The organism is Streptomyces sp. NPDC050658, from assembly GCF_044457025.1.
In the GTDB taxonomy this organism is placed as follows: Bacteria; Actinomycetota; Actinomycetes; order Streptomycetales; family Streptomycetaceae; genus Streptomyces.
On the sequence record NZ_JBITGM010000005.1, the window covers coordinates 178,676 to 199,604 of the forward strand.

Here is a 20,929-nt window from a genome sequence, read left to right on the forward strand (position 1 = left end):
CCGGGCGGATGTGCGGGGCGGGGTGCCGCGCCGACGCTTGCTGCCATGACATCCATCCCGGTACGACTCAAATGGGCAGCCCTGCGGACCCTGTTGGGCACGGTGGGGCGGGCCTCGAAGGGGATCCGCGTCGGATTCCGGCACGGCTTCGACAGCGGCTCGATGCTGGACTACGTCTATGTGAACCGGGCGCAGGGCGCGCTCGGCCTCGGCCGGCTCATCGACCGCGGGTATCTGAACGCCGTCGGGTGGCGCGCCATCCGGGCGCGGCGGGAGCTGCTCCAGGAGATCCTCCGCTCGGAGATCGAGCGCCGGCCCCGGGGCGAGGTGTTCGTCCTGGACGTGGCCGCGGGCCCCGGCCGCTACCTCCAGGACCTCGTCGCCCCGTATCCGCCGGGCCGGGTGCGGGTCCTGTGCCGGGATCTGGCGGGCTCCGGGCTGTGGCAGGGGGAGCGGCTCGCGCGGGAGCGTGGCCTTGACAACGTCGCGTACGAGATGGGGGACGCGTTGGCTCCGCGGATGCCGGCGGAGGGGGCGCCGGACGTCATCGTCGTCTCGGGCCTGTACGAGCTGCTGCTCGACGACGCGACGATCCGCGCCTCGATGCAGCGCCTGCGGTCCCTGCTGGCGCCGGGCGGCACGCTGGTCTTCACCACGCAGACGCACCACCCCCAACTGGACTTCATCGCGAATGTCCTGCCGAACCGGGAAGGGCACCTCTGGGTGATGAAGTGCCGGTCCTCCGACCAGACGGAGGAATGGGCGAGGTCGGCGGGCTTCGAGGGCGTCACCACCCGGCGGGAACAGGTGGGCCTGTTCACGGTGACGGTTGCTACGGCGTAGGGCTTCTGTCTGCGGATTCGTCGTGGCTGGTCGCGCCCCGCGGCGGAGCCGCAAATGTCACAGCCCCGCGCCCCTTCGGGGCACTACCCGCAGCGCGCGACGAGACGCGAGGGGACGGGTCGGTATGTCCGCACGGAGCACGGCACGCAGGCCTCCCGAGCCGAAGCAGTAACGGGGCTTGCAGGAGATGGCGAGTACGGACATACCGGCACGGCCCCGCCCCACAACCGCACCGCACCGCAGACTGGGGCCGGAGTCGGTCCCAAGGGTTGGGCTGTTCGCCCATCAAAGCGGTACGCGAGCTGGGTCGAGGGCGCTCCCTCACGCCGAACTCCGCCTCTTCGCCGTCGTCTTCTTCCCCGTAGCCGTCTTCTTCGTGGCCGTCGACTTCTTCGCGGCCGTCTTCTTCGTGGCCGTCGACTTCTTCGCGGCCGTCTTCTTCGCAGCTGCCGCAGTCGACTTCTTGCCCCCCACCTGCTTCGGCTCCGCGGCGGCCCGCTTGCGGCGGGAAGCGATCGGGGTCACGTCCGCCGAACCCCCGTCCTCGCCGCGCGCGCTCTTCGCCGCCCGCACGCTGCTCTCCAGCGCGGCCATCAGGTCGATCACCTTCCCGCCGCCCGCCTCCCCGGCACCCGCGGGCTCCGCCGGAGCCCCGCCCTCCGCCTTCGCGGCGATCAGTTCCTCGACCGCCGTGCGGTAGTCGTCGTGGAGGGTGGAGATGTCGACCTCCCCGAGGGTGTCCATCAGCGCGTCCGCGAGGTCGAGTTCCGCGTCCCGTACGGTGACCCGGGTGTCCGGCGCCACTCCCTCGGGCGCCCGCACCTCGTCCGGCCACAGCAGGCCGTGCATCGCGATGACGTCGTCCACCACCCGCAGCATCCCGAGGCGTTCCTTCCCCCGCAGCGCGAACTTGGCGATCGCCACCTTCTGGCTGCGCTTCAGCGCCTCCCGGAGCAATGTGTACGGCTTGGCGGCGGGCACTCCATTGGCCGAGAGGTAGTACGCCGCGTCCATCTGCAACGGGTCGATCGCGTCCGCCGGCACGAAGGCGACGATCTCGATCGTCTTGGCGGTCGGAATCGGCAGCGAGGCCAGATCCTCGTCCGTGATCGGGATCATCGACCCGTCCGCTTCCTCGTACGCCTTGCCGATCTCCGCGGACGTCACCTCCTTCTCCTCCAGCTCGCACACCTTGCGGTAGCGGATCCGCCCGCCGTCCTCCAGATGGATCTGCCGGAAGGAGACCGAGTGGCTCTCCGTGGCGTTCACCAGCTTGATCGGGATGCTGACAAGACCGAAGGAGATCGCACCGTTCCATATGGATCGCACGTAAGGCACCTCTCAACCGAGCCAACCGAGCCGAAAACCGCTTTCGGGTGGTTCATCCGCTTTCATGGGATTCTCATCGTATGACGCCGATCACCGAGGTGGAGGGGCGGCGGCTGGCCCTCAGCAATCTGGAGAAGGTGCTGTACCCGGCCACGGGCTTCACCAAGGGCGAGATGCTGCACTACTACGCCAGTACGGCGGGCTCCCTCCTCGCCCACCTCTACAACCGCCCGGTCTCCTTCCTGCGCTTCCCGGACGGCCCCGACGGCCAGCGCTTCTTCGCCAAGAACGTCCCGCCGGGCACCCCCTCCTGGGTCCGCACCGCCGACGTACCGCGCTCGGACGGCAACGCCCGGCAGATCGTCGTCAACGACCTCGCCACCCTGATGTGGGCGGCCAATCTCGTCACGGAGTTCCACACCCCGCAGTGGCAGGCCGACGCCCCCGCGATGGCCGACCGCCTGGTCCTCGACCTGGACCCCGGCGCCCCCGCCACCGTCGTCGAGTGCTGCCGCGCCGGACTCTGGCTGCGCGACCGGCTGCGCGCCGACGGACTGCACGTGTACGCCAAGACGTCCGGCTCCAAGGGCCTGCATCTGCTCTGCCCGCTGGAACCGACGCCGTCCGACGACGTGACGGCGTACGCGAAGGCACTCGCCAAGGAGGCCGAGCGCGCACTGCCCGCCCTGGTCGTCCACCGGATGGCCCGGAACCTGCGCCCCGGCAAGGTCTTCGTCGACTGGAGCCAGAATGCCGCCGCGAAGACGACCGCCACCCCCTACACCCTGCGCGCCCGCCACGAGCCGACCGTCTCCACCCCGGTGACCTGGGCGGAAGTCACGGACTGCGGGTCTCCGGAGCAGCTCGTCTTCCGGGCGGGGGACATCGCGGCCCGATTGCTCCGTTACGGCGATCTGCTGGGCCCGCTGATCAACGCGAACCGCGCACGGCCGCTCCCGGCGAAGGCGTCGGCATGATCGGCCTGCCGGTCAAGGTCGCCCTCGCCGAGTCGGTCACCTCGCTGCCCGAGGGCGGCGGCTGGGCGTACGAGCCCAAGTTCGACGGGCACCGCCTCGTCGTGATCGTCGAGCGCCGCCGGGTGATGCTGCAGGCCCGGTCGGGCCGGCTGGTCACCACCGCGTTCCCCGACCTCGCCGAGGCCGCGCGGCGGCTGCCCGTGGGGACGGTGCTCGACGGCGAGGTCGTCGTCTGGTCCGAGGGGCGGATCGACTTCGGGGCCGTGCAGCAGCGGGCCAACGCGACCCGCGCGCGTGCCGCTCTGCTCGCACGCGATCTGCCCGCCTCGTACGCAGCCTTCGACCTGCTCGCCGAGGAGGGCGAGGACCACCGGGCCCGGCCGTACGAGGAGCGGCGCGCCCACCTCGTACACCTCCTGGACCCGCTCGGCCCGCCCCTGCAGCCCGTACCGATGACGACCGACCGCGAGACCGCCCTGACCTGGTACGAGGCGCTGACGGACACCGGCGTCGAAGGCCTGGTGGTCAAACGGCTCGACGGGGCCTACCGGGGCGCCACGCGCGCGTGGCTGAAATTGCGGCACAGCGACACCAGGGACGCGCTGGTCGTCGGGTTCACGGGGAGCAGGGCCCGGCCGCAGGCGCTGGTCCTCGTACTGCCGGGGGACGGCACGCCCGTGGTGTCGTCCCCGCTGCCTCCCGCGCTGCGGACGGCCGCCGCGGCGGCGCTGCCCGACCCGAAGGGCGAGGGGACGGCCGTGGCCATCGGCATCGGCGAGGTCACCTACGCCGCGCTGCCGGCCGAGCCGCCCGTCACGGTGGAGGTACGGCAGAACACGACCCGGCACGCGACAGCGGCGGTGGTCCGCTTCCGCTGAGCACACCCGAGCGCTTCCGTGACCGGCATCACATCTAATCAAGTTTGACTAGCGACGGATTCGAGCATACCTTCCTTCGTACGTAGTCAAGCTTGACCAGACGAGGAGACCGAGTGACCTTTCTGCCCGAGACCGGATACGTCCCGACCGACGAGGACCGCGCGAGCCTGACCGCCTGGTTCGCCGAGTACGACGCCCACAGCGCCAAGCGCGACGTGCAGCGCATGGCCGATATGGCCGTCTTCCCGCTCAACCTGGTCAGCGACGACTCCGCGGGCGACGGCCGCTCCGCTCAGTGGGACCGGGAACAGTTCGTCGCGACCATGACGCACGTGATGGGAGACGGCGGCGAGGACATCACCTTCGAGTCCACGCGCACGCCCGTCTTCCTCTCCCCCGCCATGGCCGTCGTCTTCACGGACTCCGTGATGACGGCGAACGGCGAGACGCAGCAGCTGCGGTACGCCGACATCCTGGTGAAGCGGGGCGGCGCCTGGGCCTTCCAGACGATGATCCAGGGCGGCTGGGGCGACAACCTCTGAGACCGGCGGCCGCCGGCACCGAGGAGGACGGGCTAGAGCCGCAGCCAGGTCCGGCGGTCCCGCGCCATCGCGTGCAGCGCCTCCACGTCGGCCGGTTTCAGTACGCCGCCGGTGCCCGCGAGCGCGGAGACCTCCCCGTCGCGCACGATCCGCACACCGCGCGGCGGCGCCGTCACGCCGAGGTCCGACGCACCCGACACGGCGAGCACCGGGCGGATCTCGGCGGTCAGCGCGAAGGAGGCCCGGTCCGCGTCGGCGCGCAACTCACGCAGGAGCGGGCGCGGGTCCCCGCGGCCGACCGTGACCATCGGGTCGGCGACCCGCACCCGCTGCTTGCGGGCCGGCACCGTATGGACGCCGAAGAGTCCGCCGGGGCCGATCAGCAGGTGGTGGATGCGGGCGCCGCCGGGCAGCGGTACGGAGTGCAGGGTGTGCCAGCCCCCGGCCTCCAGGCCGTCGAGCACCCCGCCGATGGCCTGCTCGGCGGCGAGCGCCCGGCGCCGCGGGTCGGCGCGCAGCCTGCGCGTGGTGGCCGGGTCGCGGTCCAGGGCGATGAGCAGGGCCTCACCGGGGCGGTTCGGCGCGAGGTCGTCGTCCGGGTGGAGCGCGAGGCGGGACAGCTCGGCGGGGGTCGGGACGGGCGGCGGGCCCACGGAGTAGCCGCCGGTCAGGAACGGCGCGAGGACGTGCAGGACGTCCTGCCTGCGGGCCTCGTTCAACAGATTCACGCGGGCCTGGTCACGGTCGTACCAGGCCACGTTCCTGCCGTCCGCCAGGCAGACGTACAGCCGCTCCTGTCCGTGCCGCCAGGCCGGTATGACGCGCAGTCCGCTACTCATGCGGCATCACCCCATCGACCATGGGACCAGCCGGGGCATGCCTTCGGCAATATGCGGGTCGGCCCGTAACAGCACCGCTTCCGCGGTTACGCCCCGCCGTTACAAAGCCGCCGAATTACCGCAATAGCGGACACCTAACGTCGTGGGCGACCCTCCCGCCCACGTTAGGAATCCCCCGTGAGCACCCCCACCGAAGAAGCCTCCGCAGGAGCCTCCGCGCACGAAACCACCGCCGGGCCCCGCCACACCGCCCGCCTCATCGCCGCCGCCGCGCTGACCGCCGCGCTCGGCGCCGGACTGATCGCCTGCGGCCAGGGCTCGGGCTCCTCCCCCGCGCCCGACGTGAAGGTGAGCAACGCGGCCGCGGCGCCCGCCGCCCGGACACCGGCCCCACTGGAGAAGTCCCGCCCCACCGGGCTGCGCATCCCGACCGCCGGGGTCGACGCGACGTCCATGCTCGACCTGGGCGTGGGCGCCGACGGCGCGCTCGACGTGCCGCCCGCCGACAAGGCGGACGAGCCGGGCTGGTGGACCGGCGGCGTCACGCCCGGCGAGAAGGGCGCGGCCGTGCTCGTCGCCCACTACGACACCGCGAAGGGTCCCGCGCTGATGAAGGATGTGGCGAAGGTGAGAATGGGGGACACGATCGAGGTGCCGCGGGCCGACGGCAGCACCGCGACGTTCGAGGTGCGGGAGATCCAGCAGGTGAGCAAAGAGGACTTCCCCACCCATAAGGTGTACGGGGCGACCGACCGGCCCGAGCTGCGCCTGCTGACCTGCGGCGGCCCGATCAGGGACGGCCACCGCACCGACAACATCATTCTCTACGCCGATCTCGTGACGTAGCCCCAACCAGCGCCGTGGTCGCGCCGCCGCACGGGCGGCCCGCAGGCAGGCAGGAGTGCAGTGAACCGGAGCCGTCTCGCGCTCGCCGCCGCCCTCACCCTGTCCGCCGTCCTGCTGGCCGGCGGCTGCGGTGATCCGGGCGATCTGCGCAGCGCGGGACCGACCCCGACGGCCGACGGGCCCGCCCGGCTCTGGCCCGAGCTGCCGCCGCCGTCCAAACCCGCCGAGGACTACGGCGTCATAGAGAGCTTGCCGGTCACGGGCGTCGACGTACCCGACGGGGATCTGCACAAGGTCGATCCGGCGACCGTCGCGAAGACCGACTTCGACGAGAACCCCGGGCTCTACAGCCGCTCCGACGCGGTCTACAAGGAGACCCTCCAGCGCCTGCGGACCTGCGGCCACGCCGACGACCACTGCCCGGTGCTCAAGGCCTACTACCGCGACCTCACCGGCGACGGAAAGGACGACCTCATCGTCGGCATCCGGCTCGCCAAGGGGCACGACGAGAATCTCGCCATCCGCGCCTACGCCATGGAGAAGCGGCGCCTCACGCAGATCATGGAGACGGGGGACGCGGTGCTCGGCGTCGAGCTCGCCGCCCGTGACGTGGTCATCCGCGCCGTCTCCAGCCAGCCGGGCTACGAGTACCGCACCGTCTGGTCCTGGGACTCCCACCAGAAGACCATGCTGCCGACGAGCGACGAGATCGTACGCTCCCCGAACGCGCCGACGAAGACCCCGGCCAAGCCCGCGAAGCCCTCCCACTCCCCCTCCCCGAGCGGCACCGCATGAGTCACCGTCAGCCGCGCGGGCCGCGGCTCCCCGCCTGGACGGCGACCCTGACCTGGAAGGCCGCGGTCTTCATCACCGTCATGTGCTGCGCACTCGCCGCGCTGCTCGGCGCACTCGTGCACGTCTCGGTGACCAACCAGACCGTGGGGCAGGCCCGCGAGCGCGCCCTGATCCGGCTCGACGACGTCACCCGGGCGTACGAGGCGGGCGACGGGCTCGGCCCCGGCGCGGGCATCGACCCGCCGAGACTGCCCGCGCGGCTGCGGGAGCTGGCGGCGGACGGCGAGCGCGGGACGATGGTCGGCGCACACGAGGACCGGCCGACGATGTGGGCCGCCGGGCCCGCCGACCACGGCCGGGCCATCGCCGTCGAGGTCGACTACGCGCAGGGCGCCCGCACCATCGACGGGCTCGACCGGGCGATCCTCGGCTCCTCGGTGCTCGCGATCGGGGCGACGCTCCTGGTCGGGGCGTTCGCCGTGACCCGCGTGACGCGCCGCCTGCACCAGACGGCGACGGTGGCCCGCCGGATCAGCGCGGGCGACCTCGACGCCCGGGTGAACGACCCGCGCACCCAGGGCCCCGCACGCCATCAGGACGAGGTGGCGGCGGTCTCCGGCGCCCTCGACACGATGGCGTCGTCGCTGCAGAGCAAGCTGACGAGCGAGCAGCGGTTCACCGCGGACGTGGCGCACGAGCTGCGCACCCCGCTGACCGGGCTGCACGCGGCGGCCGAGCTGCTGCCGCCGGGCCGCCCCACCGAGCTGGTGCGTGACCGGGTGGCGGCACTGCGCACCCTCACCGAGGACCTCCTGGAGATCTCCCGGCTCGACGCGAAGAGCGAGCGCGTCGATCTGGACGACCACCATCTCGCCCCACTGGCCGAGCGTGCCGCGCGCAGTTCGGGGGCGGGCGCCGAGCTCGTCGTCGTACGCGACGTCTGTGTGCTGACCGACCGTCGGCGACTGGAGCGGGTGCTCGGGAATCTCCTCGCCAACGCCGGGAAGTACGGGCGCGCGCCCGTCGTGGTGACGGTCGACGGGCCCGTCGTCTCGGTGCGCGACCACGGCGACGGCTACCCGGACTACCTGGTGGAACACGGTCCGCAGCGGTTCCGCACCGAGGGCACGAGCAAGGGGCACGGGCTCGGTCTGACGATCGCGCTCGGCCAGGCCGCGGTGCTCGGCGCGCGGCTCACCTTCGCGAACGCGCCGGACGGCGGCGCGGTGGCGACGCTGACGCTGCCACACGACGGGACGGCCGGGAGCGGCGACAAGGGTGCCGACGGGGCGGCTTGACGGGCGGTTTGACGCCGCGTGACCTTTTGCGTGCGCAGGGTGTCACTTTTAGTGTGAATTGCGGCCTATGGGTCGTGTTGGTCCTGCCCCACGCGCAGTGCACCTGGTACTGCCCCACACAGAGGAGACCCCCATGTCCCTTCGGCCCACCGCGACCACCACCCGCCTCGGCATACTCGCGGCCGGCGGCGCGCTCGCCGCACTCACCCTGACCGGCCCCGCCTCCGCGGCCGACGACGCCGGCAACAACCACCCACAGGTCTACAAGGGCCGGGTCACCGCCAAGACGGGGCTACTGCTCCGCACGGCGCCGACGCGCGGGAGCGAGGTGATCCGCACCGAGCCGTACGGCGCGATCGTCACCATCTTCTGCAAGACGACCGGCGACCACGTGAACGGCAACGACCGCTGGTATCTGCTGACCGACGGCACGTGGGCCTGGGGCGCCGCGTACTACATCCAGAACATCGGGCCCGCACCCCGCTGGTGCTGACATATCTTCAGCACACGTCCAGCACACGGTGACATAAACGGACATTGGGGCCTATCGCTTGCTACGTTCCGGGCATGACCGGAACAACAGTGGGCTCGGCACCTCCCTCCGTACCCGCTGTTCGCGTCCCCCGGCGCCGTGGCACCGAACTCGCCCTGATCGTCGTGGCCGTCCTGCTGTCGGTCTACGGCTACTGCGATGTCGGCCTCGCCAAGAACGGCTCCGTCCCGCCCGGCGCCGCAGGTTACGGCGCCGGGCTCGGGGTGCTCGCGCTCCTCGCCCATCTCGCGGTCCGCCTCCGCGCGCCGTACGCCGATCCGCTGCTGCTGCCGATCGCCGTGCTGCTCAACGGCCTTGGTCTCGTCCTCATCTACCGGCTCGACCTGGAGACACCGGGCGACGAGGCGGCGCCCACGCAACTCGTCTGGTCCACCGCCGGCGTCGCGCTCTTCATCGCCGTCGTCGTGTTCCTGCGCGACCACCGGGTGCTCCAGCGCTATGCGTACATCTCCGTGGTCTCCGCCCTCGTCCTGATGATCGTGCCGATCTTCTTCCCCGCCGTGAACGGCGCCCGGATCTGGATCAGGATCGGCGGATTCTCCATCCAGCCCGGCGAGTTCGCCAAGATCCTCCTCGCGATCTTCTTCGCCAGCTATCTGGCCGCCAACCGCAACGCGCTGGCCTACACCGGCCGTACGGTGTGGAAGCTGAAGCGCCTCCAGCTGCCGACCGGCCGGGTGCTCGGTCCGCTCGTCGCGATCTGGCTGCTCAGCGTCGGCGTCCTGGTCCTCGAACGGGACCTCGGGACCTCGCTGCTCTTCTTCGGGCTCTTCGTGATCCTGCTGTACGTCGCGACCGGGCGCACCGGCTGGATCGCGGTCGGCCTGCTGCTTGCCGCGCTCGGCGCCTTCGCGGTCGGCTCGCTCGAACCCCATGTGCACAGCCGGGTCGAGGACTGGCTGCACCCCTTCGCCTCCATCGACGCGGGCGAGGGCCCCAACCAACTCGCCCAGTCCCTCTTCGCGTTCGCGGCGGGCGGCATGCTCGGCACCGGGCTCGGCCTCGGCCACTCCATCCTCATCGGCTTCGCCGCGAAGTCCGACTTCATCCTGGCGACGGCGGGCGAAGAACTGGGCCTGGTCGGACTCACCGCGATCTTCCTGCTCTACGCCCTGCTCGTGGAGCGCGGCTTCCGTGCCGGGCTCGCACTGCGGGACGCGTTCGGGCGGCTGCTCGCGGTGGGGCTCGCCTCGATCGTGGCGCTCCAGGTGTTCGTGATCGCGGGCGGCGTGAGCGGGCTCATCCCGCTGACCGGCATGGCCATGCCGTTCCTCGCGCAGGGCGGTTCGTCGGTCGTCACCAACTGGATCATCGTGGCGCTGCTGATCCGGCTCAGCGACTCGGCCCGCAGCCAGCCCCTCCCCCAGGAGCCGTCGTGACCCGGTACATCCGCCATGCCGCCGCGTTCTGCGCGCTGCTGCTCATCGCCCTGCTTGTGAACGCGACCCGGATCCAGGTCGTGCAGTCCGGCTCCCTGGACGACAACCCCGCCAACCGCCGCCAGGCCATCACCCGCTTCGACCAGCCGCGCGGCGACATCATGGTCGACGACCGTCCGGTCACCGGCTCCAAGGACACCGGAGAGCAGCTGCGCTATGAACGGACGTACAAGAACGGCCCGTTGTACGCGCCCGTCACCGGCTACGCCTCGCAGGTCTACGGCACGACGTTCCTGGAGAACGCCGAGGACGACATCCTCTCCGGCACCGACCCGATGCTCGCCCCGCTCCCGCTGTGGAACGACATCAGCCGCGAGCAGAACCCGGGCGGCAAGGTGCGGACGACGATCAGGGCGGCGGCGCAGCAGGCCGCGTACACGGGGCTCGGCGGGAAGAAGGGCGCGGTGGCCGCGATCGAGCCGGCCACCGGGAAGATCCTCGCCCTGGTGAGCACGCCTTCGTACGATCCCGAGCGGCTCTCCGGCACCAGCGAGTCGGTGGCGAGGTCCTGGGCGTCGCTGAACGGCAGTGCCGACAAGCCGATGCTGAACCGGGCGATCCGGCAGACGTATCCGCCGGGTTCGACGTTCAAGGTGGTGACGGCCGCGGCGGCGCTGGACGCGGGCAAGGTCACGGACCTGGACGCGGCGACCAAGTCCCCGAACCCGTACACGCTGCCCGGCACCACGACCGAGCTGACGAACGAGGTGGAGGGCTGCACCAACGCGTCCCTGAGGTACGCCTTCGAGTGGTCCTGCAACACAGTCTTCGCCAAGCTTGGTGTGGACACCGGCCTGGGCGACATGGTGACGACGGCGCGGAACTTCGGCTTCAACGACGCGGACCTGAAGATCCCGTCCTCCGTCTCGGCCAGCAACTTCGACACGGAGATGGACAGGGCACAGCTGGCGCTGTCCTCCATCGGCCAGTACGACACCCGGGCGACGCCGCTCCAGATGGCGATGGTCTCGGCGGCGGTCGCGAACGGCGGCTCCGTCAAATCCCCCTATCTGGTGGACAGCACGACCACCGACGACGGCGACGTGGTGTCCACCAACGGCACCAGGACCCTCCAGCAGGCGATGAACCCCGCGACGGCGATGCAGCTGCGGGAGCTGATGACGGACGTCGTCGAGGAGGGCACGGGCACGAACGCGGCGATCCCCGACGTGACGGTGGGCGGCAAGACGGGCACGGCCCAACACGGCATCGGCAACTCCGGCACTCCGTACGCCTGGTTCATCTCGTGGGCCCAGGCCACCGACGACCCGGAGCCGTCGGTGGCGGTGGCGGTGGTCGTTGAGGACGCGGCGGCGGACCGGGGGGACATCAGCGGGGGTGGGAGTGCGGCGCCTGTCGCGAAGGCGGTCATGGAGGCGGTGATCAGCGGCGGTTGAGCCGGTCAAGGTCGTCCGACACCCGTCCGCCACAGCCGTCGGAGCATGCCGCGCCGCCCGCCCGTCCAGTGACCGCCGCCCGCCGTGTCGGCCTCAGTCCGCGGCCTCACCCGCGGCGATCGTCTCCGCGACCTCCGCCACCCGCTCGCCTTCCTCCGCGGCGAACCGCTCCGCGTCCAGCTTCTCCGCGATCTCCTCGTCCTGGGCCATCAGCTGGTCGAGGTTGGCGTTGCCCATCTCGAAGACGCCCATGTCGACGTAGGCCTCCTGGAGGCGCTTGCCCCACAGGCCGATGTCCTTGACGCAGGGCACGATGCGGCTGAAGAGCAACTGCCGGAACAGGGCGAGGAATTCGGAGTTCTCGGTGTACTCCTCGGCCTCCGCCTTGGGGATGCCGAAGTTGTCCAGGACCTCGACGCCGCGCAGCCGGTCCCGCATCAAGTAGCAGCCCTCGATGACGAATTCCTCGCGCTCGCGGAGTTCGGCGTCGCTGAGCTGCTTGTAGTAGTCGCGCAGGGCCATCCGCCCGAAGGCCACATGCCGGGCCTCGTCCTGCATGACGTACGCGAGGATCTGCTTCGGCAGCGGCTTGTCCGTCGTGTCGCGGATCATGCCGAACGCGGCCAGGGCGAGCCCCTCGATGAGCACCTGCATGCCCAGATACGGCATGTCCCAGCGGGAGTCGCGCAGGGTGTCGCCGAGGAGTGACTGGAGGTTGTCGTTGATCGGGTAGAGCATGCCGATCTTGTCGTGCAGGAAGCGGCCGTAGACCTCCGCGTGCCGCGCCTCGTCCATGGTCTGGGTCGCGGAGTAGAACTTCGCGTCCAGGTCGGGCACGGACTCCACGATGCGCGCCGCGCAGACCATCGCGCCCTGCTCGCCGTGCAGGAACTGGCTGAACTGCCAGGAGGCATAGTGCTTGCGCAGCTCGCCCCGGTCGCGCTCGTTCATCTTGTCCCAGTGCCGGGTGCCGTAGAGCGACATCGACTCGTCGGGGGTGCCGAGCGGGTCGAGCGGGTCGACCTCCAGGTCCCAGGCGATGCGCTTGGCGCCGTCCCACTGCTTGTCCTTGCCCTTCTGGTAGAGGGCGAGGAGACGCTCACGTCCTTCGTCGTACTCCCAGCTGAAGCGGGCCGCGCCATTCGCCGGTATCTGCCAGATGGTGTCGTCGGGTACGTGCGTATACAGCTCCTGCGTGGACACAGACGGCTCCTAGGGGTGGCCTTGATCGAACCTCGTGTTCGCCAGCGGACTTGCTACGTCGGTGCACTCGCCCCCATGGGCAGGCTCACACGCTTCCTGACGCCGGGTCAACAAGTCGTGCGCAAGGGATTGACGGCCTTGCTGACAGGCAGTCTCATAAGTCGTGACCGCCGGTAAGTGTGCGTAAGTGCGACGACGAGGCAGGGGCACAGCCATGACGACCATGACGGAGGACGCGGCGCTCGAAGGCCTGCGGGACGCGCTCGGGCTGCTCAAGGACCGCGAACAGGTGGCCGAGCGGCTGCTCGACTCGTCCGCCAAGCACTCCTTCGACCCCGACAAGGAGCTGGACTGGGAGTCGCCCTTCGAGGAGGGCAAATGGTTCTGGCCGCCGGAGCTGGTCTCCCTGTACGGCACCCCGATGTGGCGGCGGATGAGCGAGGAGCAGCGCATCGCGCTCTCCCAGCACGAGGCCGCGGCCCTCGCCTCGCTCGGCATCTGGTTCGAACTGATCCTGATGCAGCTCCTCGTACGACACATCTACGACAAGCCGGCCACGAGCGCGCACGTGCGGTACGCCCTCACGGAGATCGAGGACGAGTGCCGGCACTCGAAGATGTTCGCCCGCCTGATCACACGCGGCGACGCGCCCTACTACCCGGTCAGCACGATCCACCGGAACCTCGGCCGCCTCTTCAAGACCATCTCGACGACACCCGGTTCGTTCACGGCGACGCTGCTCGGCGAGGAGATCCTCGACTGGATGCAGCGCCTCACGTTCCCCGACGAGCGCGTCCAGACCCTCATCCGGGGCGTCACGCGCATCCACGTCGTGGAGGAGGCGCGCCATGTCCGGTACGCCCGTGAAGAGCTGCGCCGCCAGATGGTGACCGCGCCCCGCTGGTCCCAGGAGTTCACCCGCCTCACCTCGGGCGAGTTCGCCCGGGTCTTCTCCATCGCCTTCATCAACCCCGAGGTCTATACGAACGTGGGCCTGGACAAGCGGGAGGCCATGGCCCAGGTGAAGGCGAGCGGCCACCGCCGCGAGGTGATGCAGACGGGCGCCAAGCGGCTCACGGACTTCCTTGACGACATCGGGGTGCTGCGGGGCGCGGGCCGGCGGCTGTGGAAGAGCTCGGGGCTGCTGGCGTAACTGGGCGGGTACGCAGGGTTCGCAGGGTTCTGGGCGCTTGTTCGACAGGCCGGATACGCTGCGGGCATGACCTCGCCTGCTGCTCCCACCCGCGCGTACCGGCGGCTCAGCGTCGAGGAGCGGCGGCGGCAGCTGCTCGAAGCCGCCCTCTCCCTCTTCGCCGTGCGCGCGCCCGACGAGGTCTCGCTGGACGACGTGGCGGAGGTGGCCGGGGTGTCACGGCCGCTCGTCTACCGCTACTTCCCGGGCGGCAAGCAGCAGCTGTACGAGGCGGCGCTGCGCTCGGCGGCCGACGATCTGGAGCAGTGCTTCGCCGAGCCGCCGGACGGCCCGCTCACCCGGCGCCTGGGCAACGCGCTCGACCGCTACCTCGCCTTCGTCGACCAGCACGACGCGGGGTTCAGCGCGCTGCTGCAGGGCGGCAGCGTCGTGGAGACCTCGCGTACGACGGCGATCGTGGACGAGGTGCGCCGGACGGCGGCGGAGCACATCCTGACCCACCTGGAGGTCGCCGGCGCCCACGCGGGCCCCCGGCTGCGGATGACCGTACGGATGTGGATCACCTCCGTCGAGGCGGCCTCGCTGATCTGGCTGGACGAGGAGAAGCAGCCGCCGCTCGACGAGCTGCGGGACTGGCTCGTCGAACAGTTCATGGCGGTGCTTGTGGCCGCGGCGGGCCGCGACCCGCAGACGGCGGAGGCGGTACGGGCCGCGCTCGCCATGGAGCCCCCGGACGGCCCCGCGGGCTCGCTGGCGCGGCGGGTGCTGCCGGTGGTGAGCGATGCGGCGCACCTGCTGTGAGCGGGTGGGGCGGCGCACCTGCTGTGGGCGGGTGGCGCGGGCGGCTGTGACACTGGTCCGGTGAAGAGCGAAGACACCCCCTTCGTGGGTGGCCCCCTGGACGGCCGCGTCCTGCCCATCCTGCTGGGCCCCACCGGCCACCCGCCCAAGGTGTACCGCGTCCCGGTCCCGGACGAGGCGGGCGGCGAGCCGACCGTGCTCGTGTACCGACGGGTGGCGAAGGCCGCGGGCAAGCGGCTCGGCCTGCATCCCGGCTGGAAGTACGAGTACGACCCCGAGGGCGACAAGGCCGGGTCCGGCCTGAAGTGGCCGTGGTCGAAGCCGGGGGCCTAGCCCCGCTCCGGGCAAGCCCGCCGCGCCGTGCCGCCCTGGACGAGTGACCCCGTTGCGCCAACCCGCCCACCGCCCGGAGGCGGGCCCGCGCACCGGGGCCGATGCTCGCCGTGCGGGCCGGACGGGCCGCCCGCGCGGCGGAGGTGATGGGATGTCAGGCAGGCTGCTGCTGCGGTGGTTCGGTACGGGGGCGACGGTGGGCGCACTCCTGGCAGCGACTCCCCCCTCGTACGCGGCTCCGGGCCCGGAAGGACCGGGCGAGCGCTCGGTGTCCCAGCTCCTGACCGACCTTCAGGGCCTCTACCAGAACGCGGAGGACGCCACGGAGACGTACAACGCGACCGAGGAGAAGCTGAAGAAGCAGCGCACAGAGGTCGCCCGGCTGAACCGGGGCCTGGCCAAGGCGCGCGCCTCGGTACGTGACAGCAGGGGCGACGCGGGCCGTTTCGCCCGCCAGCAGTACCAGGGCACCTCGGACTTCTCTCCCTACGTACGCCTTCTGCTCGCCCGCAATCCGCAGCAGGCGCTGGACCAGGGCCATGTGCTCGGCCGGGTCGCGGCGGAGCGGGCGGCGGCGGTGGACCGGCTGGTGGGCGGCGAGAAGAAGGCGGCGGGGCTTGCGGCGGAGGCGAAGGGGGCGCTGGCGGCACAAGTCGCCCTGGCGGAACGGCAGAAGAAGAACCGGGACAAGGTGAAGGGCCGGCTCAAGGAGGTGGAGGACCTGCTCGCCTCACTGACCGCGGAGCAGCTGGCGGAGCTCGCGCGGGCGGAGGAAAAGGGGATGGCCGAGGCCCAGCGCGAATTCCTGGCGTCGGGCGCCCTGAGCGGTTCACCGGCAGCGGCACCGTCGCGCCGCGGCAACGCGGCTCTGGACTTCGCCGTACGCCAGATCGGCAAGCGGTACGAGTGGGGCGCGGAGGGCCCGAAGACATACGACTGCTCGGGCCTCACCTCCCAGGCCTGGGCAGCGGCAGGCGAGCCGATCCCCCGCACGTCACAGGAACAGTGGGCGGAGCTGCGCCGGATCCCGCTGGAGAAGCTGCGGCCGGGCGACCTGGTCGTCTACTTCCCCAAGGCGACACACGTGGCGATGTACCTGGGCGACGGCATGGTGATCCAGGCCCCCCGCCCCGGCTCACGGGTCAAGGTCTCCCCCATCGCCGCAAACCCCGTCCACGGCGCGGTCCGCCCCGACCCCGGCGCCAAGCCAATGCGCGGCTACAAGCCCCCGAAGCTGCCGCGGGGAGCGAGGGAGGGCAGCGACGAGGGGGTGTCTACGGCGCGGCCTTGATGCCGGCGGGCGGGCCGCCGGGGTGCATCCCTCCTGCGCTCAGTCGGCCCCGCCCAACCCCCACCCACCCGCCCCCACCTGAGCTGAACTGCCGTCGCCGGCACGGGTGGAGGCCCAGCGTGGGGCTGGGTAGGGCGGCTGCTTTGGGTGGCCCGGTGTCTTCGATCGGCGCCGGGGCCGCCCGGTGCTCCGGAGTATGGCGGTTCCGGCGCCCCTGTAAAGGGCGCTCCTTCGTCGCGTCGGCTTCGCCGATTCCGCTTGCGCTCCACCCTTGACAGGCCCACCTCCACCGCAGAGACCTTCTTGACCGGGCGGCCACGGGAGGGGACTCACGGGAGGGACCGGTCCGGTGCCCGGTCTTCATGCCGTCTGCGGACTGGTTCGTTTCAGTCTCGGTCACACAGAAGGGCGCGGCCCGGCAGGCACCGGCTTCGCTCCGGCGGCCGGGCCGGTCGTCGCGCCGTCTGCGGACTGGTCCGTTGCAGGCGCCGCCAGATGGGAGGAACGGGGGTGCGCGGCCGGTGCGGGGATGGGTCCCGGTTTCGTCAAGCGTCCACCGACCGGATCTTCCGGGGCGCACGTCACACAGAGAGGGCGCCGCCCGGCAGGCGGGGAAGCTCCGGTGGCGGTGCCGGGTGGTGGACGTCGCGTGGCCGGGGGCCGGGGGTCGGTGGCAGAAGCTGGGAGGGGCGGCGCGATGAAGGGGAGGTGGTCAAGGCGTGTGTGACTGGCGGGGTCTTGCAGCCCAACCCTCATCTCGACATATCGGTCATCTCGGGTGCCGGGAGAGGGAATTCGGGGAGGGATACGAGAAAGTCCCGCCGATTGGGGGGTGGGGGCGGCGTGTCGTGGGATTTTCCTGCCAACAAGCCTCTCCAGCCGCCCTTTTGGAAGATCCAGTCGGCAGAAGGAGACACTTGACGAAGCCGGGGCCCACCCCCGGACCGGACGCACACCCCCACCGCTCCCAACTAGCGGTACCTGCAACGGACTAGTCCGCACCCGGCAGGACGGCCGCCCCAGGCTCCGGGGCGGAGCCGGCCTGTCGGGCCCCGCCTTCACCGAGTGGGCGAGCTGCACCGGACTAGTCCGCACCCGGCACGAAGACCGAACCGCCCTGCCGGTCCCTCCCGTGAGTCCCCTCCCCTGGCCGCCCGGTCAAAAGGGTCACTGCGGTGGAGGCGGGCCTGTCAAGGGTGGAGCGCAAGCGGAATCGGCGAAGCCGACGCGTAGCGCAGCGAAGCGCCCTTTACAGGACCGCCGGAACCGCCACACTCCCCAGAAGCCGGGCGGCCCCGGCAACCATCGAAGACACCGGGCCACCCCCACGCAGCCGCCCCCACGGTTCACACCCGCGGGGCAGTCGTGCCAGGAACGGCAGTTCAGCCCAGGCGGAGCGACTCGGAGCAGGGGCATGGCAGCCCCGGGGCCGTGCGCAAAGTGCCGGTCCGCTGGGACGCTCGCCAGGAACCCGGCGGCGCCCCGCAGCCGCCAGTGATCAAACCCCGGCCCCGCCCCGCGCGGCGAAGCTCACTCCCCGCTCAGCGAAGCCAGATAGGCCCCTGTCTTCTCCGGCTCGTAGAAGAAGTTCTCGAAGTCCGCCGGGTTGTTGAAGCCGTTGGCGAAACGGTCCGCTGCCGGCTGGAGCTGGCCCGCCGCGCCGATCAGGTTCAGGACGTGCTCCGGCGGCGGCGCCAGCATCGTGTTCGTCCACTTGGTGACGTGCTGCGCCGTCTCCCAGTAGCGGTCGAACGTCGACTGCATCCACGCCTCGTCGAACTCCTTCTGCCCGTTCTCGATGATCGAGGAGAGGTACGAGGCGGCGCACTTGGACGCCGAGTTGGAGCCCTGGCCCGTGATCGGGTCGTTGGCGACGACCACGTCGGCGACGCCCAGGACGAGGCCGCCGCTGGGCAGCCGCCCGATCGGCTTGCGCACCGTCGGCGCGTACCGCCCACTCAACGTGCCGCCCGCGTCGGTCAGTTCGACCTTGGTGGCACGGGCGTACTCCCACGGCGTGAACTTCTCCAGGAGCTCCAGCGTCAGCGCCAGGTGCTCGGAGGGGTCCTTGACGCCCTGGAAGACGTCGAGCGGACCGCCCGGGACGCCCTCCCAGAAGAGGATGTCCGCGCGGCCGGACGTCGTCAGCGTCGGCATGACGAACAGCTCGCCGACCCCCGGCACCAGGTTGCACCGCACCGCGTCGAACTCGGGGTGCTCGGGGCGCGGGCCCATCCCGTGGACGTACGCGACGGCGAGCGCGCGCTGCGGGGTGTCGTACGGGGAACGGGACGCGTCCCGCTCGAACATCGACACCAGCTCGCCCTTGCCCGCCGAGACGAGGACCAGGTCGTACGTACGGGAGAAGTAGTCCAGGTCCGAGACCGCCGCGCCGTGGATGACCAGCTGGCCCCCGCGCTGCGCGAACGTCTCCATCCAGCCGGCCATCTTCACGCGCTGGTCGACGGACTGGGCGTACCCGTCCAGCTTGCCGACCCAGTCGATCACGCGAGACGAGTCCGGACCCGCGACCGAGACACCGAGGCCCTCGATCTTCGGGGCCTGGGACTCCCAGAAGTTGGCCTGGATGTCGCGCTCGTGCTGCAGCGCGGTGTCGAACATGCACTGCGTGGACATGACCCGGCCGGACCGGACCTCGTCCGCCGTGCGGTTGGACATCAGGGTGACCTCGTACCCCTGCGACTGGAGTCCGAGAGCGATCTGGAGCCCGGCCTGACCGGCTCCGACGACGAGTATCTTCCGCATGCGGCTGCTTCTCCTACGTACTGAAAACTGAGGGCCTAAAGCTGAGGCCGATAGACCTGACGCCTGAAAACCTGACGCCTGTAAACCTGAGGCCTGTAAACCTGAGCCCTGAAAAGGTGAAGGCTAAACCTATTCGGGCGTTGCCTCCAGGGCATGGCCGACCAGCGCGAGCAGCGACTCGATCACCGAGATCCGCTGCCGTGCGTCCATGATCAGCACCGGTATGTGCGGCGGGATCGTCAGCGCCTCACGGACGTCCGCGGCCTCGAACTCCTCTGTGCCGTCGAAGTGGTTGACGGCCACGATGTACGGCAGACCGCAGCTCTCGAAGTAGTCGAGCGCGGGGAAGCAGTCGGGCAGGCGGCGGGTGTCCGCGAGGACCACCGCGCCGATCGCGCCGCGCACCAGGTCGTCCCACATGAACCAGAAGCGCTGCTGCCCCGGCGTACCGAAGAGGTAGAGCACCAGGTCGTCGTCGAGCGTGATCCGGCCGAAGTCCATGGCGACCGTGGTCGTGGTCTTGTCCGGCGTCGCCGTGAGGTCGTCGGTGTCCTCGCTCGCCTGCGTCATCAGCGCCTCCGTCTGGAGGGGCGTGATCTCGGAGACGGCGGTGACCAGGGTCGTCTTGCCGACGCCGAAGCCGCCCGCCACGACGATCTTCGTCGCGATCGGGGCACGGCTGCGGTCCGTCTGCCAGGCCTGGAGGTTCTCGTCCGGGTCGGGGCCCGGGTGCCGGAGTTCAGAGACGGCGGAGTCCACTGAGCACCCTTTCGAGCAGTGCGCGGTCCGGCTGTCCCGGGCCGTGGCCCGTTCCGTACACGCGGATCTTTCCCTGGTCTGCGAGGTCGCTGAGCAGTACGCGGACCACGCCGAGCGGCATCTTCAGGAGCGCGGCGATCTCCGCGACCGTACGCATCCGGCGGCAGATCTCGACGATGGCCCGCAGCTCCGGCATGACGCGGGTGGAGAGGTTGCCCTGCGGCAGTTCGAGGCGCTCCTCGGGGGCTTCGAGCGCCGCCACGAACGTCTCGACGAGCAGGACGTGGCCGAAGCGGGTACGGCCGCCGGTGAGCGAATACGGGCGTACTCGCGCGGGTTTGCGGTCGCCGCCCCGTTGGGGCAGCTTGCCGGGCTTACTGCTCATCGGAGGCTCTCCATCGACTGGCGCAGCTCACTGCGGAGTTCGGGGGTGAGGACATGCCCGGCACGGCCGACGAAGAGCGCCATGTGGTAGGCGACGACGCTCATGTCGCAGTCCGGGGTCGCGTGTACGCCGAGCAGCGAGCCGTCGCTGATCGACATGACGAAGAGGCTGCCCTCCTCCATCGCGACGACGGTCTGTTTGACCGCTCCGGCGTCCATCAGCTTGGAGGCGCCGATACAGAGCGAGCCGAGGCCGGAGACGATGGTGGCGAGGTCGGCGCTCGAACCCTTGGGCCCGGCGCTGTTGTCCACCGCCGCCTCGTTGTTCCTGGCCGGGTCGGAGGAGAGCAGGAGCAGCCCGTCGGAGGAGACCACCGCGACCGAGAGCAGACCTTGCACCTCCTCGACGAGATTCGTCAGCAGCCAGTGCAGGTTGCGGGCTTCGCTGCTCAGTCCGAACCCGGTGGCGGTGCCACCGGTGGCCGAACTGGGCGAGCGCATGG

Annotated in this window: 21 protein-coding genes; 14 read left to right on the top strand and 7 right to left on the bottom strand. The window is 70.9% G+C overall.

Annotation, left to right across the window (positions count from 1 at the left end):
• The first annotated feature begins 45 nt into the window (after positions 1-45).
• Positions 46-843 carry a class I SAM-dependent methyltransferase family protein gene (locus ACIBKX_RS19105; RefSeq protein WP_363277658.1) on the top strand — a complete coding sequence of 266 codons (798 nt, stop codon included), beginning with the start codon at positions 46-48 and terminating at the stop codon, positions 841-843.
• A gap of 321 nt (positions 844-1,164) precedes the next feature.
• Here the strand turns inward: ACIBKX_RS19105 and ACIBKX_RS19110 are convergent, their stop codons facing one another.
• On the bottom strand, positions 1,165-2,172 hold the full coding sequence (locus ACIBKX_RS19110; protein ID WP_363277657.1) for a Ku protein: 1,008 nt from the start codon (positions 2,170-2,172) through the stop codon (positions 1,165-1,167).
• An 80-nt stretch (positions 2,173-2,252) separates the two neighbouring features.
• Between ACIBKX_RS19110 and ligD the strand changes: the two genes are divergently transcribed.
• From ligD to ACIBKX_RS19125, 3 genes are all read left to right on the top strand, one after another.
• Positions 2,253-3,149, top strand: coding sequence for a non-homologous end-joining DNA ligase (ligD, locus tag ACIBKX_RS19115; protein WP_363277656.1), 897 nt, complete (start codon positions 2,253-2,255; stop codon positions 3,147-3,149).
• Complete coding sequence (locus ACIBKX_RS19120) at positions 3,146-4,027, top strand: ATP-dependent DNA ligase (protein WP_363277655.1); 882 nt, start codon at positions 3,146-3,148, stop codon at positions 4,025-4,027. The genes ligD and ACIBKX_RS19120 overlap by 4 nt, the downstream gene beginning before the upstream one ends.
• Before the next feature lie 113 nt (positions 4,028-4,140).
• Positions 4,141-4,569, top strand: a complete 429-nt coding sequence (locus ACIBKX_RS19125) for a nuclear transport factor 2 family protein (protein WP_363277654.1) — start codon at positions 4,141-4,143, stop codon at positions 4,567-4,569.
• A gap of 32 nt (positions 4,570-4,601) precedes the next feature.
• Here ACIBKX_RS19125 and ACIBKX_RS19130 read toward each other — a convergent pair whose 3' ends face one another.
• Positions 4,602-5,408: a nuclease-related domain-containing protein gene (locus ACIBKX_RS19130; RefSeq protein WP_363277653.1), complete on the bottom strand. Its 807-nt coding sequence runs from the start codon at positions 5,406-5,408 to the stop codon at positions 4,602-4,604.
• Between the two features lie 177 nt (positions 5,409-5,585).
• Between ACIBKX_RS19130 and ACIBKX_RS19135 the strand changes: the two genes are divergently transcribed.
• The 6 genes from ACIBKX_RS19135 to ACIBKX_RS19160 all read left to right on the top strand — a co-directional run bounded on the left by ACIBKX_RS19135 (position 5,586) and on the right by ACIBKX_RS19160 (position 11,736).
• Positions 5,586-6,254 (top strand): class F sortase, encoded by a 669-nt coding sequence (locus ACIBKX_RS19135; protein ID WP_363277652.1) that lies wholly within the window; start codon positions 5,586-5,588, stop codon positions 6,252-6,254.
• 60 nt (positions 6,255-6,314) lie between these two features.
• On the top strand, positions 6,315-7,049 hold the full coding sequence (locus tag ACIBKX_RS19140; protein ID WP_363277651.1) for a hypothetical protein: 735 nt from the start codon (positions 6,315-6,317) through the stop codon (positions 7,047-7,049).
• Positions 7,046-8,347, top strand: coding sequence for a HAMP domain-containing sensor histidine kinase (locus ACIBKX_RS19145; RefSeq protein ID WP_363277650.1), 1,302 nt, complete (start codon positions 7,046-7,048; stop codon positions 8,345-8,347). Before ACIBKX_RS19140 ends, ACIBKX_RS19145 begins: the two co-directional genes overlap by 4 nt.
• A gap of 133 nt (positions 8,348-8,480) precedes the next feature.
• Positions 8,481-8,840 (top strand): SH3 domain-containing protein, encoded by a 360-nt coding sequence (locus tag ACIBKX_RS19150; protein ID WP_363277649.1) that lies wholly within the window; start codon positions 8,481-8,483, stop codon positions 8,838-8,840.
• A gap of 74 nt (positions 8,841-8,914) precedes the next feature.
• Positions 8,915-10,279 carry an FtsW/RodA/SpoVE family cell cycle protein gene (locus ACIBKX_RS19155; protein WP_363277648.1) on the top strand — a complete coding sequence of 455 codons (1,365 nt, stop codon included), beginning with the start codon at positions 8,915-8,917 and terminating at the stop codon, positions 10,277-10,279.
• Complete coding sequence (locus ACIBKX_RS19160) at positions 10,276-11,736, top strand: penicillin-binding transpeptidase domain-containing protein (protein ID WP_363277647.1); 1,461 nt, start codon at positions 10,276-10,278, stop codon at positions 11,734-11,736. Before ACIBKX_RS19155 ends, ACIBKX_RS19160 begins: the two co-directional genes overlap by 4 nt.
• A gap of 93 nt (positions 11,737-11,829) precedes the next feature.
• Here the strand turns inward: ACIBKX_RS19160 and ACIBKX_RS19165 are convergent, their stop codons facing one another.
• Positions 11,830-12,939, bottom strand: a complete 1,110-nt coding sequence (locus ACIBKX_RS19165) for a ferritin-like domain-containing protein (protein ID WP_363277646.1) — start codon at positions 12,937-12,939, stop codon at positions 11,830-11,832.
• A 214-nt stretch (positions 12,940-13,153) separates the two neighbouring features.
• Here ACIBKX_RS19165 and ACIBKX_RS19170 point away from each other — a divergent pair, with 214 nt between their 5' ends.
• The 4 genes from ACIBKX_RS19170 to ACIBKX_RS19185 all read left to right on the top strand — a co-directional run bounded on the left by ACIBKX_RS19170 (position 13,154) and on the right by ACIBKX_RS19185 (position 16,517).
• Entirely contained in the window at positions 13,154-14,092 is a 939-nt protein-coding gene (locus ACIBKX_RS19170; RefSeq protein WP_363277645.1) for a diiron oxygenase, read from the top strand.
• Positions 14,093-14,158: 66 nt separating this feature from the next.
• A complete protein-coding gene (locus ACIBKX_RS19175; RefSeq protein ID WP_363277644.1) occupies positions 14,159-14,893 on the top strand; it encodes a TetR/AcrR family transcriptional regulator in 735 nt (244 codons plus the stop codon).
• Positions 14,894-14,953: 60 nt separating this feature from the next.
• On the top strand, positions 14,954-15,226 hold the full coding sequence (locus ACIBKX_RS19180) for a hypothetical protein (protein ID WP_363277643.1): 273 nt from the start codon (positions 14,954-14,956) through the stop codon (positions 15,224-15,226).
• A gap of 151 nt (positions 15,227-15,377) precedes the next feature.
• Positions 15,378-16,517, top strand: a complete 1,140-nt coding sequence (locus ACIBKX_RS19185) for a C40 family peptidase (protein WP_363277642.1) — start codon at positions 15,378-15,380, stop codon at positions 16,515-16,517.
• Between the two features lie 1,530 nt (positions 16,518-18,047).
• Here the strand turns inward: ACIBKX_RS19185 and ACIBKX_RS19190 are convergent.
• The 4 genes from ACIBKX_RS19190 to ACIBKX_RS19205 all read right to left on the bottom strand — a co-directional run bounded on the left by ACIBKX_RS19190 (position 18,048) and on the right by ACIBKX_RS19205 (position 20,927).
• The gene (locus ACIBKX_RS19190; protein ID WP_363271469.1) at positions 18,048-19,283 is read right to left on the bottom strand and encodes a styrene monooxygenase/indole monooxygenase family protein; all 1,236 of its coding nucleotides are present in this window, start codon (positions 19,281-19,283) and stop codon (positions 18,048-18,050) included.
• A gap of 129 nt (positions 19,284-19,412) precedes the next feature.
• A complete protein-coding gene (locus tag ACIBKX_RS19195; protein WP_363271470.1) occupies positions 19,413-20,042 on the bottom strand; it encodes an ATP/GTP-binding protein in 630 nt (209 codons plus the stop codon).
• A complete protein-coding gene (locus ACIBKX_RS19200) occupies positions 20,023-20,427 on the bottom strand; it encodes a DUF742 domain-containing protein (RefSeq protein WP_363271471.1) in 405 nt (134 codons plus the stop codon). The genes ACIBKX_RS19195 and ACIBKX_RS19200 overlap by 20 nt, the downstream gene beginning before the upstream one ends.
• A complete protein-coding gene (locus ACIBKX_RS19205; RefSeq protein WP_363271472.1) occupies positions 20,424-20,927 on the bottom strand; it encodes a roadblock/LC7 domain-containing protein in 504 nt (167 codons plus the stop codon). Before ACIBKX_RS19205 ends, ACIBKX_RS19200 begins: the two co-directional genes overlap by 4 nt.
• Positions 20,928-20,929 lie beyond the last annotated feature (2 nt).